The 14,340-nt window shown below is 38.7% G+C and carries 14 protein-coding genes; 4 read left to right on the plus strand and 10 right to left on the minus strand.

The features are described 5' to 3' along the window. Window positions 1–57: 57 nt before the first annotated feature. The 4 genes from DEU42_RS10850 to DEU42_RS10865 are packed head-to-tail and all read right to left on the minus strand — an operon-like array spanning window position 58 to window position 5,207. Window positions 58–1,884, minus strand: a complete 1,827-nt coding sequence (locus tag DEU42_RS10850; RefSeq protein ID WP_114758326.1) for an ABC transporter ATP-binding protein — start codon at window positions 1,882–1,884, stop codon at window positions 58–60. Then, window positions 1,884–3,611: a phospho-sugar mutase gene (locus DEU42_RS10855; protein WP_114758327.1), complete on the minus strand. Its 1,728-nt coding sequence runs from the start codon at window positions 3,609–3,611 to the stop codon at window positions 1,884–1,886. The genes DEU42_RS10850 and DEU42_RS10855 overlap by 1 nt, the downstream gene beginning before the upstream one ends. A 51-nt stretch (window positions 3,612–3,662) precedes the next feature. Continuing rightward, window positions 3,663–4,613 (minus strand): glycosyltransferase family 2 protein, encoded by a 951-nt coding sequence (locus DEU42_RS10860; RefSeq protein ID WP_114758328.1) that lies wholly within the window; start codon window positions 4,611–4,613, stop codon window positions 3,663–3,665. Between the two features lie 6 nt (window positions 4,614–4,619). Continuing rightward, window positions 4,620–5,207, minus strand: coding sequence for a DUF4199 domain-containing protein (locus DEU42_RS10865; protein ID WP_114758329.1), 588 nt, complete (start codon window positions 5,205–5,207; stop codon window positions 4,620–4,622). A 248-nt stretch (window positions 5,208–5,455) separates the two neighbouring features. Here DEU42_RS10865 and DEU42_RS10870 point away from each other — a divergent pair, with 248 nt between their 5' ends. The 3 genes from DEU42_RS10870 (at window position 5,456) to DEU42_RS10880 (ending at window position 7,633) form a co-directional block, all read left to right on the plus strand. Beyond that, window positions 5,456–5,707 (plus strand): type B 50S ribosomal protein L31, encoded by a 252-nt coding sequence (locus DEU42_RS10870; protein WP_108778043.1) that lies wholly within the window; start codon window positions 5,456–5,458, stop codon window positions 5,705–5,707. Between the two features lie 122 nt (window positions 5,708–5,829). Then, window positions 5,830–7,008: a GlmU family protein gene (locus DEU42_RS10875; RefSeq protein WP_114758330.1), complete on the plus strand. Its 1,179-nt coding sequence runs from the start codon at window positions 5,830–5,832 to the stop codon at window positions 7,006–7,008. A gap of 40 nt (window positions 7,009–7,048) precedes the next feature. After that, a complete protein-coding gene (locus DEU42_RS10880) occupies window positions 7,049–7,633 on the plus strand; it encodes a thermonuclease family protein (RefSeq protein WP_147278105.1) in 585 nt (194 codons plus the stop codon). A 33-nt stretch (window positions 7,634–7,666) separates the two neighbouring features. Here the strand turns inward: DEU42_RS10880 and DEU42_RS10885 are convergent, their stop codons facing one another. From DEU42_RS10885 to DEU42_RS10910, 6 genes are all read right to left on the minus strand, one after another. Next, on the minus strand, window positions 7,667–8,104 hold the full coding sequence (locus DEU42_RS10885; RefSeq protein ID WP_114758332.1) for a PepSY-like domain-containing protein: 438 nt from the start codon (window positions 8,102–8,104) through the stop codon (window positions 7,667–7,669). Between the two features lie 74 nt (window positions 8,105–8,178). Next, on the minus strand, window positions 8,179–8,622 hold the full coding sequence (locus DEU42_RS10890; RefSeq protein WP_114758333.1) for a PepSY-like domain-containing protein: 444 nt from the start codon (window positions 8,620–8,622) through the stop codon (window positions 8,179–8,181). A gap of 70 nt (window positions 8,623–8,692) precedes the next feature. Further along, window positions 8,693–9,973 carry a sensor histidine kinase gene (locus tag DEU42_RS10895; protein ID WP_114758334.1) on the minus strand — a complete coding sequence of 427 codons (1,281 nt, stop codon included), beginning with the start codon at window positions 9,971–9,973 and terminating at the stop codon, window positions 8,693–8,695. Continuing rightward, window positions 9,973–10,644, minus strand: coding sequence for a response regulator transcription factor (locus DEU42_RS10900; RefSeq protein WP_114758335.1), 672 nt, complete (start codon window positions 10,642–10,644; stop codon window positions 9,973–9,975). The genes DEU42_RS10895 and DEU42_RS10900 overlap by 1 nt, the downstream gene beginning before the upstream one ends. A 79-nt stretch (window positions 10,645–10,723) precedes the next feature. Continuing rightward, the gene (locus DEU42_RS10905; RefSeq protein ID WP_114758336.1) at window positions 10,724–11,149 is read right to left on the minus strand and encodes a PepSY-like domain-containing protein; all 426 of its coding nucleotides are present in this window, start codon (window positions 11,147–11,149) and stop codon (window positions 10,724–10,726) included. Between the two features lie 57 nt (window positions 11,150–11,206). Next, the gene (locus tag DEU42_RS10910) at window positions 11,207–12,835 is read right to left on the minus strand and encodes an ABC transporter substrate-binding protein (RefSeq protein ID WP_114758337.1); all 1,629 of its coding nucleotides are present in this window, start codon (window positions 12,833–12,835) and stop codon (window positions 11,207–11,209) included. Between the two features lie 87 nt (window positions 12,836–12,922). On the opposite strand from DEU42_RS10910, the gene mtaB reads away from it, so the two are divergent. Next, the gene (gene mtaB / locus DEU42_RS10915; protein WP_114758338.1) at window positions 12,923–14,290 is read left to right on the plus strand and encodes a tRNA (N(6)-L-threonylcarbamoyladenosine(37)-C(2))-methylthiotransferase MtaB; all 1,368 of its coding nucleotides are present in this window, start codon (window positions 12,923–12,925) and stop codon (window positions 14,288–14,290) included. Window positions 14,291–14,340 lie beyond the last annotated feature (50 nt).

The raw sequence follows: 14,340 nt of genomic DNA on the forward strand, positions 1-14,340 counted from the left end.
TGCAAAACTGCAGCTATTAATGATGTATTGTTTAATGATGTGTAACAATAGAATAATCTATTCAAACGACTGCATCATTACTAATTTCTTGTAGGTGCCGTCAAGAGTGATAAGCTCATCATGTGTACCTTGCTCTACGATGCGGCCTTTTTTCATTACAACGATCCTATCGGCTTTCTGGATGGTAGACAGTCTATGGGCAATAACTACCGACGTCCTGTTCTGCATCATGTTCTCTAATGCTTCCTGTACCAGTCTTTCACTTTCTGTGTCAAGTGCAGAAGTGGCCTCATCAAGAATCATGATAGGAGGGTTTTTAAGCACTGCACGGGCAATGCTAAGGCGTTGTTTTTGTCCGCCTGAAAGCTTGTTTCCGCTATCACCAATGTTGGTGTCAAGCCCATCAGGAAGCCCGATTACAAACTCATAGGCATTGGCAACTTTTAGCGCTGCAATAATCTCATCATCAGAAGCTCCCGGTTTACCCAGAGAAACGTTACTTCTTACAGTATCATTAAACAGGATGCTGTCCTGAGTTACAAGTCCCATAAGTCCACGTAACGATTCCAGTTTCAGGTCGCGAACATCGTTGCTGTCAATTTTAATAGCACCTTCCTGTACATCATAAAAACGTGTAAGCAGGTTGGCGATGGTACTCTTGCCGCTTCCGGATTGTCCTACAAGGGCAACGGTTTTTCCTTTTGGAACAACTAAGGAGAAATCTTTCAATACGTTTTCTTTTTCGTAACGGAAATTGATGTTTTCGAGTGTTATGTTGCTGTCAAAAGTTGTTTTTTCAATTGCATCAGCCTTACTTGTAATTGGGTTTTCCTGTTCCAATACTTCCATAAGTCTGTCTGCGGCTGCATTACCTTTTTTAATGTCATACGATGCTTTAGATATTGCTTTTGCCGGGGTAAGGATTTGATATGCTAATCCCATGTATCCAATAAAAGAAGCACCATTTAAAGTATGCTCAACCAAAACCATGTGCCCGCCATACCATAATAAGATGGCGATAACAGTAATTCCCATGAACTCACTTAAAGGGGAAGCAAGGTTTTGTCTGTTAAGGATTTTATTTGATAAATTGTAGTGCCTGTTAGTTGAGTCGTAGAATTTTTTTGAAAAAAAACCTTCTGCGGTAAAGCTTTTAATAACTTTTAATCCTCCCAGTGTTTCCTCAATGATAGAAAGGAACATACCTTGCTCTGTCTGCGCCCTGCCGGACTTTTTCTTTAATGATTTACCTATTTTAGAAATGATGAATCCTGATACGGGAATAAAGATAAAAACAAACAAAGTCAGTTTCAGACTTATCATTGCCATAACAACGATGGCAAAAATAATACTGAGCGGTTCTTTTACGATCAATTCAAGGATTGACAGATAAGATTGTTGTACTTCATTTACATCCGAAGACATACGCGCTATTACATCTCCTTTGCGCTTTTCGGAATAAAAAGATAAAGGCAACTCGATAACCTTTTTATACATGGCATTACGCAAATCCCTTAATACACCGTTTCGAAGGTAGGTTGCAAAGAACAAAGCCAGATAATTAAAAAGGTTCTTTAAAAGGAATATGCTTATTATTATTGCAACCATAGTGGCCAATGTAAACTCAACACCTTTGGTTTCATTGGTAATAGTCACATAGTAGTTAAGATAATTGCCTAAGTAGTCTTTTAAATCTCCTATTCCGGTATAAACCGGTTCTGTGTATACTTTTTTCGTGTCGTCAAATATTACCGAAATCATCGGTATCAACGCCATAAAAGAAAGTGTACTAAAAACGGCATATAAAACATTAAAAAGAATGTTTAGGTAAGCGTATTTTTTATACGGTAAGGCAAAACGAAAAATTTTCTTGAAATTACTCATTAAATAAGGTTCATCTCCTCGATGATGTTTTTAATCTTGGCATCTAATGATGCTTCAACTTCTTTAAAGTTATTAATGCTATCCAGCGGTTCATTTACGCTGAAGTAAAATTTGATTTTCGGTTCTGTACCACTAGGGCGGGCACATATTTTAGTTCCGTCGGCAAGGTAGTAGATAAGTACATCAGATTTTGGCAGTGTAAGTTCTTCAACCTCGTTGGTAAACATGTTCAACGCAGTAGAGGCTTTGTAGTCCTCAACCATAACAACGCTTTCACCGTTTATTTCTTTAAGCGGATTGTTACGCAGGTCAAGCATCATCTGTTGGATCTCGGCAGCACCATCAATACCTTTTTTAGTTAATGAGATAAGGTATTCTTTGTAGAAACCATATTGCTCATACAGCTTAAGTATTTCCTGGTATAGTGAACTGCCCTTGGCTTTTGCCTGAGCTGCCATTTCGCAAAGCAGCAGGGTAGAGGTAACAGCGTCTTTATCGCGCACTTCGTCGCCTACCATATAGCCAAAACTTTCTTCTCCACCTCCAATGAACTTCTCGTTAGGGAAATCCTTGATCATTTTTGCAATCCATTTAAAGCCGGTAAGTCCTACTTTAAAGCCTACATTGTAAGCTGATGCCAGCTCCATGATCATAGGGGTAGAAACAATTGTTGAGGCAATAAATTCATTCCCTTTAAACAATCCTTTCTGTTTCCATTGCTCTAAAAGGAAATGCGTCATAAGTACCATTGTCTGGTTTCCGTTCAATAGTGTCATTATGCCGTTTCCGTTGCGAACTGCTACACCAAGGCGATCACTATCTGGGTCAGTACCTACAACTATATCAGCACCAATCTCATCGGCAAGCGCAATAGCCATGGCTAGGGCTTCAGGCTCTTCCGGGTTTGGTGATTTAACCGTAGGGAAGTTACCGTCAGGTTTCGCCTGATCGGAGACAATATGTATATTACTATATCCTGCATCTTCAAGAAGGTCAGGGATAAGTGTAACAGATGTTCCGTGAAGCGGTGTGAATACTACTTTCAGCTCATCTTTGGCTTCCTGCGCTGTGTTAAACGTGGCAGCCTGTAGTGATGAACGTATAAAGGCTGTGTCAATATCGTTACTAATGTATTCGATCAGATTTTCATTCGGCTGGAAATTGATCTGATTGTAATCAATGGCTTCAATTACATCAATAAGCTCTTTGTCCTGAGGGGGTACAAGTTGTCCGCCATCCTGCCAGTACACTTTATATCCGTTATATTCCGGTGGATTGTGTGATGCGGTAAGTACAATACCAGCATGGCAATTCAGATGCCTTACGGCAAATGATAATTCCGGGGTAGGGCGAAGCTCTGAGAAAAGATATACTTTAATGCCATTAGCCGAAAATACGTCGGCAACTACTTTTGCCAGCGTGTCGCTATTATGACGGCAGTCATAAGCAATAGCGACTTTAAGCTCTTCACCCGGGAATGATGTTTTCAGGTAATCTGAAAGTCCTTGGGTTGCTTTTCCCAGCGTATATTTATTAATTCGGTTAGTGCCGGGTCCCATTATACCACGCATACCGCCTGTCCCGAATTCCAGATTTTTGTAAAAACACTCTTCAAGTTCTTTTGGAGAAGAGGTCATTATTTCTTTTACTGCATCTTGCGTTGCAGTGTCAAATGCAGGAGTTAACCATATATTTACTTTATCGAGAATGTCTTGTTTGATATCCATTTTATATTAAAAATTAGTTGGTCTAAAGGATTTCAAGTTACAAAATAGAAATTATAAGGTTTTGCTAATTTTATAACGCTCCTCGTTATTTTTTGTGCGAAGGATTATTTCGCCCAAAAATCCGGCTAAAAACAATTGTGTTCCTATAATCATGGTTGCCAAAGCAATATAAAACCACGGATTGTCGGTAATCAGTATGGCTTTTTCGTTTTTAGCAAGATGAATAAGTTTTGCGATACCTATATATAGTGCAGAGCCAAATCCAATCATGAACATCACAGCTCCAAGTGCACCAAACAGGTGCATTGGTCTTTTGCCGAAGCGGGAAAGAAACCAAATGGTGATCAGGTCAAGGAAACCGTTTACAAAACGGCTCATCCCGAATTTTGATGTGCCGTATTTTCTCGCCTGATGGATTACTACCTTCTCGCCAATTTTAGCAAAACCGGCATTCTTGGCCAATACAGGGATATAACGGTGCATTTCGCCCGAAACTTCGATGTTCTTTACAACGATGTTTTTGTAAGCTTTAAGTCCGCAGTTAAAGTCATTAAGGGTAACGCCTGATGTTTTTCGTGCGGCCCAGTTGAAAAGCTTAGATGGAAGGTTTTTTGCCACAACAGAATCATAGCGTTTTTTCTTCCAGCCCGAAACCAGGTCAAAACCACCGCTTGTAACCATGTTGTATAGTTCCGGAATTTCGTCGGGGCTGTCCTGCAGGTCGGCATCCATGGTAATGATAACATCACCCTGTGCTTTAGCAAAGCCTGCGTGTAACGCCTGCGACTTTCCGTAGTTCTTCTGGAAACGGATGCCTTTTATATTTGGGTTTTGAGCAGCCAGCTGCTCTATGATATTCCAGGAATTATCTGTGCTGCCGTCATCAATAAAGATTACCTCATAGCTGAAATTGTTTTCGGCCATGACCTTTACGATCCATTGGTGCAGTTCCTGTAATGATTCCTCCTCATTAAGAAGAGGTATAACTATAGATATATTCATTGATTATTATTCGTTCCCTTCTGAGTTTTCATTAGGTGTATAGTCACCATAAGGGTTTTCTTTTTTAACTATAGCGCCAACTATTAGCGATATGATAAGGCCTACAAAGGCAAATATTAAAACTGTAACAGGGATTGCTATATAAGGAGCCATAAATACTTCAGTCATTTTTATAGCGGCATTAACAGCTTCAGATGTCATTCCGGGTTGAGATGCTAATGAGATTTTTGTCTGTTCAAGTATTTGCGCTTTTGCATCAGGTACAGCCACATAGAAAATTGAAGTTATAACTGATGAAACTAAAGCGGCTACCACCGATACAGCAACACCTGCTTTAATGCTTTGGCTAAAACTGATATATCCTTTGTTTAATTTATTTTTAAAATTGTTGCATGCAAGTAGTATGAAAACAAAAGGTAAAACAAGATAATTCATAAGGCTCATAAGAACACCGATCATCTTATTTTCTGCGGCATTAAGTTGTAATGTGTATGAAACAACGAATTCAAGAACCAGTATAGTTCCAAAAATGATACCGTATGGTAAAGTCGACTTTGCTAATGTAGGTTTCTGAACAACGTTTTTGTTTTCCATGATTTATTGTTTTTAATTGATTGGTTAAAATAATCTACAAATATACTAATTCTACGATAATGAGTCGCTACATTTGCATTTGAGTTACAGCGAAAAAAAATATAATTCTTGTTTGATATTTAAAATATAATTGTAATTTTGCACACTCAAATAAAAAGTTTAAAAAACAAAAAGCTGTAAATCATTTACACCTTTCGTAAAGAAAGCTTCAAAGTGAGGTATAGCCAAAACAATAAAAATTTATCAAGATGAAAAAAGGTATTCACCCGGAAAATTACAGATTAGTTGCTTTTAAAGACATGTCTAACGACGAAGTTTTTATCACTAAATCTACTGCTGACACAAAAGAAACAATCATTCACGAAGGTGTTGAGTACCCTGTAGTGAAAATGGAGATCTCTAGAACTTCTCACCCTTTTTACACTGGTAAATCTAAACTTATCGATACTGCTGGTCGTATCGACAAATTCAAAAACAAATACGCTAAATTCCAAAAGTAATATTTGGATTTCAGATATACAGAAGCCTTCCCGAAACGGAAGGCTTTTTTATTTTCTGCAGTACTTTGTTTTGCGTCGAAACTTTGTAACTTTGAGACTTTGTAAACCGACAATCTATCACGATGAATTATATCCTTTTTGACGGAACCGTGCGCAATGCCCTGCTTCCATTTACCTATACACGTCCTGTAGCTGATATCCGCGTAGGTATTCTTACCATCCGCGAGAAATGGGAAAAATACCTTGGTTACACCACTACAACTCTTACTGAGGAGTATCTGATGGAGAAATTTCCGATGGTAGAAATGGAAGAAAACGTGATGATAAACGCTTCTTTTTTACCTAATGAGGTATTAGCCGAGATGGTTATGGCACTTGAGCCTAATCAGGCAATCTTTAAAGGGGAAGATGTTATCGCTTTTTATTCGCAGGATACACAGGAAGAGGTTGACTTTGATACATATGAGATCATCGATTGTACAGAAGATTGTCTTACAATAGAGAATCCCTGGGATATCTTTAAAAAGAATGATGCTGCAATCCGTGAAGATTTTGAATTGCTGACGGAAGGCCGTGTTTCTCAGCCTATACCGTCAAGTGTTAATGTGATCGCTGCCGAAAATATCTTTATTGAAGAAGGTGCCAAACTTGAATTCGTTACACTGAACGCTTCAACAGGGCCTATCTATATTGGTAAGAATTCAGAGATAATGGAAAATTCGGTTATCCGTGGGCCATTCGCGCTTTGCGAAGAAGCTCAGGTAAAACTGGCAACCAAAGTGTACGGTGCTACTACCGTGGGTCCTCATAGCAGGATTGGGGGAGAGGTAAGCAATTCGGTACTGTTTGGCTATTCTAATAAAGGGCATGATGGTTTCCTTGGAAATTCTGTGCTTGGCGAATGGTGTAACCTTGGTGCCGATACTAATAATTCTAACCTGAAAAATAACTATGAAGAGGTTAAGCTTTGGAGTTATGAAAAAGAAGGTTTCGTTAAAACCGGACTACAATTCTGTGGACTGATGATGGGTGACCATAGTAAATCAGGTATCAATACCATGTTCAATACCGGTACTGTAGTAGGGGTAAGTGCCAATATCTTTGGTAGTGGTTTCCCGCGTAATTTTGTGCCAAGTTTCTCATGGGGTGGAGCTTCAGGCTTCACTACTTATGTTACGAAAAAAGCTTTTGAAACCGCTAAAATTGTAATGTCACGCCGTAATGTTGAATTTACTGAGCAGGATGCTGCTATTATGGAGCATATTTTTGAGGAAAGCAAAAAATGGAGAAAAGAAGATTAATGCATCAATTGTTTAATTTTTTAATGTAGCAATTTCGCAATTGAGAAGACATAGATCAAAATCAAAATATACTATAGGAAGCCTGCTGTTATTGCTGGCTTTCTCTTTTTATATGGCCTGCAATCCTGATAGAAAGCAGGACGGAGAAAGGACAAAAAGGCATAAGGTTGAAAGCCATAAGGCTACCGATTCGCTGACTTCTTTTGAAGGTAAAGTGACCGGAATTAAAGATGGCGATACTTTTGAGGTGTTGCGTAATGGTGAGCCGGAAAGGGTTCGCCTTGTGGATATCGATTCCCCTGAAAGTCAACAAGCCTTTGGGAAGGCTGCCAAGAAATATGCCTCTGATTTATGCTTTGGTAAAACAGTAAGGGTTGAACCGAAGAAAAAGAGGGATCAGTATGGGCGTATATTAGCGACTATTTATGTGGATGATTCGGTTAATATAAATGCCGAGATGATAAAAGCGGGTTATGCTTGGAGATATAAATATTCTAAAAATAAGGAATATGGAGCATGGCAACAGGAAGCGCGTCAACGACATATTGGATTATGGGCCGATGAGAATCCTGTAAACCCGTGGCAATGGAGAAAAGAACAAAAGCAACGACATACAAATTATTAATAAACAAAAGAGGAGCATTTGCTCCTCTTTGTGTTAATCGTCTATTCTTAAAAATTTACCTGCTGTGTCGAATTCAAGTTCGGTTCCGTTTGAAAGTTCAATATCATAACCGGCAATCTTTTTATCTATCTGAACAATATTCTGTCCTTTAAAATTAGCAGCTACATAACTGCTGATTGCTTTTGGTATTACCGATGACGGTAACCCGTTACGGCTTTCAATCTCATCCCAGTTGCCCTTTGAATCAAAATTGATTCGTACTCCATTGGAAAGTGTTGCATCATAATCTGTATCGAACATTTCCTTGTCCAGTTTGGCTGAGGTAACCGTTGCGCCTTTAAAATTTTGCTTAATAAAGTTTTGGGCTGTAGAGGGTAACTGTGCAGTATTTATCTTTTTCTCCTGTGCAAATGATAATAATGTTATGTTTACTGTTATCAGGGTTAGTAGCAGTGTTAATTGTTTTTTCATAATGGATAGTTCCTGGTTAGAACATAAAATTAATCAATTATTCTGTTAAGTATTTCAAAACAAAAACCTTGCCTTTAGTCGTCTACTCTTAAAAATTTACCATTGTTGTCAAATTCCAGTTCAAGGTCATTCATAAACTCTAGTTTGTAGCCCCAACGTTCTTTTTCAAATTTTTCTACCTGTTGTCCTTTGTAGTTTGCTGCAATGTAAGAAGCTATTGGTGCAGGCAGTATGCTAACCGGTAATGCTGTCTTATTACTGTCGGCTTCATAAAAATTTCCTTTTCCGTCAAATTCTATTTCTGCACCACCTGTTAGCACTACTTTATAGTCGGTTTTCATAAGGTCTTTATCTTCTATGATGTAGGATGGTGCCTGATTTGGAAAATGTTTTGCCAGATACGTTTGTGCCGGAGCGGGTAGCTGTTTAATTGTAATGTTACGCTTTTGTGCACATGCCGAAATAGTAAATAATAGGGTAATTGCAATTGTAGGTAATAAGCTGAATTTCGTTTTCATGATAGGTATATTTTAAATTTCTTATACAAACCTATTATCTGAATCTGGAAACAATTGGGAAAATTAAAAATTAACTTTCTTTTACAGGAAATGTTATGGTAAATGTATGAAGTCCATTAAAACTGTAATCGGCTTTAAGTTTATAATTGACAAGAATCGAGTTTACAATGGAAAGTCCCAGGCCGGTTGATTGTTCATTTGTAATATCCCTGTAAAACCTTCTGAAAATGGCATCTTTATCAAGAGCGGTTTCACGACCTGTATTACTTATAATAAGGCTGTCGGGACTTATTATGATATTAACTTTTCCGCCTGTATGATTGTGTACTATAGCATTTTTAAGCAGGTTACCTACTAATGTTGATGCAAGTCCTTTGTTCATGTTAAAGGTAAGCGGTTGTTTTGTATCAATGCTAAGCGTAATGTTTTTATAGTCGGCGAGATCCTGAAAATCTTCAACGAGTTGTTCGGTAAGCTGATTAAAGTTTACAGTTTCTTCGTCGGCATACTGCCTGTTTTCTATTTTGGAGAGCATCAGTAATGATTTGTTCAGGCGAACCAGCCTGTTGAGCGTGTCACTAACACGTCCGATTTCCATCATTTGTTCTTCTGAAAGTTCATTCTTTTCTACGAACAGTTCAAGTTTATTAAGGCTTATCGCTAATGGGGTCTGCAATTCGTGCGATGCATTTTCGATAAAATGTTTCTGGCTTGCATAAATCGCTTCGTTGCGCTTAAGCAGGTCTTCCAGTTCGACTCCCAGGGTTTTGAATTCTGCGATAGGTGAGTGCCGTGCTGTAAACGAATTTCCTGTACCTAACCTAAAATTTTTAAGTCCGTTGAGCATTTCATAAAATGATTTCCATGCCTTTCTTAATATAATTTGGTTTATTAGGGCAATACTAACAACCAGCATGATATATAAGGCAACAAGTGCTGTAAGCAAATCTTCGAGTAGTTCGTCTTCTTCCACCATTGATGCCCGGATAGTAAGTTTGTATGGATTTCCGTTCTTGTCGTTAAAAACGGTTTCCAACAGGCGTACAGGTTCGTTGTCGTCATCGTATTCCATAAACTCAAAGGTGCTGATGAACTTGTCTGAGAAATCATAAAGCTTACCTTTAGCTAGTGGTGCTACCTTGTATTGATTGATGCCAAATTCCCTTACTTCAAGTACTTTTTCATTCGCGTATGCCTCACGGATTATCAGTATTTTGGAGTTCTTTAGTCCGTCGTCAATATTATCATATACCTCTTCCAGAATCACGGCATAGAACAAGCCTGCCCATAATGCTATCACAAACAATAGGGCAATAATAAGATAACGGAGTGTGTAATTACGTAATTTCATCAGCTCATTTTATACCCCATACCATAAACTGCCTGTATGTCGGCTTCAGCCCGGGCATCTTTAAGTTTTTTGCGGAGGTTTTTTATCTGAGAATATACAAAGTCGAGATTATCTGCCTGATCGATATAATCGCCCCAAACGGCTTCAGCTAATGATGTTTTGTTGATTAACCTGTTTGGGTTAATCATGAAATAATACAAAAGGTCGAATTCTTTTCGATTAAGCATCAGCTCATTTCCATTAATACTGACGGTACGCTGTTCAGGGGAAAGCTTCAGGTTATTCCACTTAACAGATGTATCACCATCGTGGTTTTTTCTACGGATAGCAGATTTAATGCGTGCATGAAGCTCGGCCAGGTGAAAAGGTTTGGCAAGATAGTCATCGGCACCAAGATCCAGTCCGGCAACTTTATCGCCTACAGCATCTTTTGCAGAAATAATAATTACCGCTTCCTTTTTTTTAAGTTTCTTGAGCTCCTGAAGTAAGTCGAGACCACTACCATTCGGTAGCATAATGTCTATTAGTATGCAATCATAATCGTATGCGCCTATTTTATCCATTCCGGATAAATAGTCGTTCGCGGTTTCGATAATGTATTTTTCTTTTTCGAGAGATTCCTTAATTACTTCCCTAAGGCCTTGTTCATCTTCAATAATTAAGATTTTCATGCACAAATCGCTTTTGGTATATCAAATATACTGATTAGGCAGCCAAGGTAAAATGTGATTTTGGAAACATTTGGGAATTTTAATTGAGTATTGCACTGCCTTTGGCATCAAGAGCAAAGCTAAATGCGCTTCCGTTACTAAGCATTACTTTGCAGCGCGACTCGGATCGTTCTATGCGGTTAACGATGGTGTTGGCAAAGTTGGTTTTAAAATATTCGGTAAATGTTTTGCCTAAAAATTTATACTGAACCGGTTTTCCTTTGCCATCTATTATAGTCCAGAATCCTTTGTCTGAAAATTGAATCTCCGTATTATCATTCAGCACGATACCATATGTTGTTTTGGTTTCATCATATATTCTCATTGCATGATGTAGCGGACTTTTAAAATGAGTCAGGAATGAACGTACCGATGATGGTAGCTCCGATCTGTAAACTGTTTCCTTTTCCTGTCCTTTGGCAGACAACAATATGAATAACGCGGCGGCAGATAATAATAATTTCATATTTCAGCGTTTTTTGGTATTCCTAAGTTAAATAAAAAAAACGCTACTGTTAACTCTTTATGATTTTTTTTGCGCAAAAAAAGCGTTAATTTTTTTCACCCTCTTTAAAACAAGCAAATTCAGTGGGTTTATACCAAGTCCGGATACATTGCTACGCGTAAAACGCGATACCTTATCATAGAATAGGGGGACTACGGGGGCTTCTTCCATCATTAGGGCGTCCATTTGTTTATAAAGTTCATGCCTTTTTAAGTCGTCAGTTTCCAGGAAGGCAGCTTCGTACAGCCTGTCAAATTTATCATTTTTAAAATGAGTATAATTAGGTCCGCCTGGAGAGAAATTTTTGCTGTAAAACAATGAAAGGTAATTCTCGGCATCAGGATAATCAGCGATCCAGCTGGCCTTAAAGAAAGAAACCTTTCCTGTAGATATGGACTGCGTAAGGGTAGAAGGAGGGTTTACATCTACCTGAACATCCAGTCCTATTTTTTGCCATTCACGCTGTAGGTATTCAGCAATGTCAAGATAAGAAGCAGTGGTACTCATTAGTATCTTAGGCTTGCTGTCGCCGGTTAGTTTTTTATATTCTTCAACGAGCTGTTTTGCCTTGGTAATATCAAAATCATAACCTTTTGCACCAAAACCACCAAGTCCGCTCGGAATCATACCACTTGTCGCGGCTGTTCCCATACCGTTACGAAGGAATAGTATCATCTTGGCACGGTCAAATCCATAGTTAAGTGCCTGACGGATACGCTTGTCTTTTGCGGCATTGTCGGTTCCATCAAGTCGGAAGCCCATATATTCGGTGTTCAGGTAAGGACCGGTAATCATTTTTACATCCTTACTGTATTTAGGCTGAAGCTGTCCTTTTGGAGTCAGTATCTCATCCTTATATGAAGGATCAAGACCTGAAACAAAATCAAGCTTACCCTGTACAAATTGGAGGAAGCCACTTTGTTTATCAGGAAGGAAAGTAATTGATACGGCTTCCATGTATGGAAGTTGCATTCCTTGGTCATCTTTTTCATAATATAATGTGTTTTTGCGAAGTACCATTTTCACATTCTCTTCCCATATTTTTAGTTGGAACGGTCCTGTACCAATTGGCTTTGACCTAAAGTCATAACCATTTGTACTAAAGGCTTCAATAGGCACAACCGATGCATATTTCATGGTAAGTAAACCAAGGAAAGCCGGGAAGGTTTTGGTGAGTTTTATTTCAAAGATGGTATCGTTAACCGCTTTGAAGTTATCTACATTCTGAAGTATCCATCCTCCGGGAGCTGCTACCTTTTCACTGCGAAGGCGGTTAAGGCTATAGGCAAAATCGGCTGCTTTTACAGTACGGGTACTGTCTGCGCCAAAAAGGATATTTTTATGAAAATACACATCGTTACGAAGTGTAAATGTATAGGTTTTGCCATCCGGCGATATTGTCCATGATTTTGCGATATCAGGTCTTATGTTCAGGCTGTCGTCAAGCTGTACAAGTCCGTTAAACAGCTGATTACAAACCCAGATGGAAGGGCGTATTTTGGCAAATGCCGGGTCTAAAGAGTTAACGGCGGCATTTTCGTTGTAGCGAAAAACAAGGCTATCCTGCTTTTCAGAATTGGTTTTAGCGCAAGAAGAGAAAAATAATATTAAGCAACAAATTGATATATAGTATATTATTGATTTCATCAAGTCGATTTTTGTGTGTAAATTTGCAAACTCTTTTTAAAGAGGGTAAATATAATTAAAGTTACTACTTTACAAGTAGCTTCGAGAATGGAAAACAGGAAAAAAGTCGCTTTTTATACATTAGGATGCAAACTGAACTTTTCAGAGACATCTACAATTGCCCGCAGTTTTCAGGATGACGGTTTTGACCGTGTTGATTTTGAAGATGTAGCGGATATCTATGTTATTAATACCTGTTCGGTTACCGAAAATGCCGATAAGCAGTTTAAACAGATAGTAAAAAAAGCGCTTAAGAATAATGATAAGGCTTTTGTGGCCGCGGTTGGCTGTTATGCTCAGCTTAAGCCCGAAGAGCTTGCTGCTGTAGATGGCGTTGACCTGGTATTGGGAGCTACCGAAAAATTCAAGATTACCGATTATATCAACGACCTGTCTAAAAATGATATGGGCGAGGTGCATTCTTGCGAAATATCAGAGGCTGATTTTTATGTAGGGAGCTATTCAATAGGCGATCGTACACGTGCTTTTCTCAAGGTTCAGGACGGCTGCGACTATAAATGTACCTATTGTACTATTCCTTTGGCTCGAGGAATCTCTCGTAGTGATACTCTTGAGAATGTACTTAAGAATGCCAAAGAGATATCTCAGCAAAACATTAAAGAGATTGTGCTTACCGGTGTGAATATAGGTGACTATGGTAAAGGAGAATTCGGGAACAAAAAACACGAACATACTTTTTATGAGTTGGTTCAGGAATTGGACAAAGTTGAAGGAATAGAGCGTTTACGTATCTCTTCTATTGAGCCGAACCTCCTTAAGAACGAGACCATACAATTTGTTTCACAAAGCCGCACTTTTGTGCCGCATTTCCATATTCCCTTACAGTCAGGGAGCAATGACATACTGAAGCTGATGCGTCGTCGTTACCTTCGTGAAGTATATACCGAACGTGTTGCAAAAATAAGGGAGGTTATGCCGCATGCCTGTATTGGAGTTGATGTTATTGTAGGTTTTCCGGGGGAGACCGACGAGCATTTTCTTGAAACTTACAACTATCTTAACGAACTTGAAATATCATACCTGCACGTGTTTACCTATTCGGAAAGGGATAATACACCTGCAGCGACTATGGAGGGCGAAGTGCCGAACAATGTTCGTGCTAAACGCAGCAAAATGCTAAGGGGACTTTCGGTTAAAAAGCGTCGTGCTTTTTATGAAAGCCAGTTAGGTACTACAAGAACGGTATTGTTTGAAGGTGAAAACAAAGAAGGCTACATTCACGGATTTACGGAGAACTACGTAAAAGTAAAAACACCATGGAATCCTGAGTTAGTAAATACGCTTCACGAAATTAAACTTACTACTATTGATGAAGATGGTATTGTAAGAATGGAGTTTGTAAATCCTCAGGAGGGAGAAATTACTACAAGCGTGTTTAAAGATATATCGGCTTAAAAATGATAAAAAATGGACTCATATGAGTCCATTTTAAATTATAAAGAATA

Source organism: Flavobacterium sp. AG291 (assembly GCF_003350375.1).
GTDB classification, from domain to species: domain Bacteria; phylum Bacteroidota; class Bacteroidia; order Flavobacteriales; family Flavobacteriaceae; genus Flavobacterium; species Flavobacterium suzhouense.

Excerpts from the sequence above, each read along its gene's own strand:
- DEU42_RS10885 (WP_114758332.1), bottom strand. The coding sequence starts at position 8,104 with ATGAAAAAACAATTAACACTGCTACTAACCCTGATAACAGTAAACATA.
- mtaB (WP_114758338.1), top strand. The coding sequence starts at position 12,923 with ATGGAAAACAGGAAAAAAGTCGCTTTTTATACATTAGGATGCAAACTG.
- DEU42_RS10905 (WP_114758336.1), bottom strand. The coding sequence starts at position 11,149 with ATGAAATTATTATTATCTGCCGCCGCGTTATTCATATTGTTGTCTGCC.
- DEU42_RS10875 (WP_114758330.1), top strand. The coding sequence starts at position 5,830 with ATGAATTATATCCTTTTTGACGGAACCGTGCGCAATGCCCTGCTTCCA.
- DEU42_RS10910 (WP_114758337.1), bottom strand. The coding sequence starts at position 12,835 with ATGAAATCAATAATATACTATATATCAATTTGTTGCTTAATATTATTT.
- DEU42_RS10890 (WP_114758333.1), bottom strand. The coding sequence starts at position 8,622 with ATGAAAACGAAATTCAGCTTATTACCTACAATTGCAATTACCCTATTA.
- DEU42_RS10895 (WP_114758334.1), bottom strand. The coding sequence starts at position 9,973 with ATGAAATTACGTAATTACACACTCCGTTATCTTATTATTGCCCTATTG.
- DEU42_RS10855 (WP_114758327.1), bottom strand. The coding sequence starts at position 3,611 with ATGGATATCAAACAAGACATTCTCGATAAAGTAAATATATGGTTAACT.
- DEU42_RS10860 (WP_114758328.1), bottom strand. The coding sequence starts at position 4,613 with ATGAATATATCTATAGTTATACCTCTTCTTAATGAGGAGGAATCATTA.
- DEU42_RS10850 (WP_114758326.1), bottom strand. The coding sequence starts at position 1,884 with ATGAGTAATTTCAAGAAAATTTTTCGTTTTGCCTTACCGTATAAAAAA.
- DEU42_RS10865 (WP_114758329.1), bottom strand. The coding sequence starts at position 5,207 with ATGGAAAACAAAAACGTTGTTCAGAAACCTACATTAGCAAAGTCGACT.
- DEU42_RS10870 (WP_108778043.1), top strand. The coding sequence starts at position 5,456 with ATGAAAAAAGGTATTCACCCGGAAAATTACAGATTAGTTGCTTTTAAA.
- DEU42_RS10900 (WP_114758335.1), bottom strand. The coding sequence starts at position 10,644 with ATGAAAATCTTAATTATTGAAGATGAACAAGGCCTTAGGGAAGTAATT.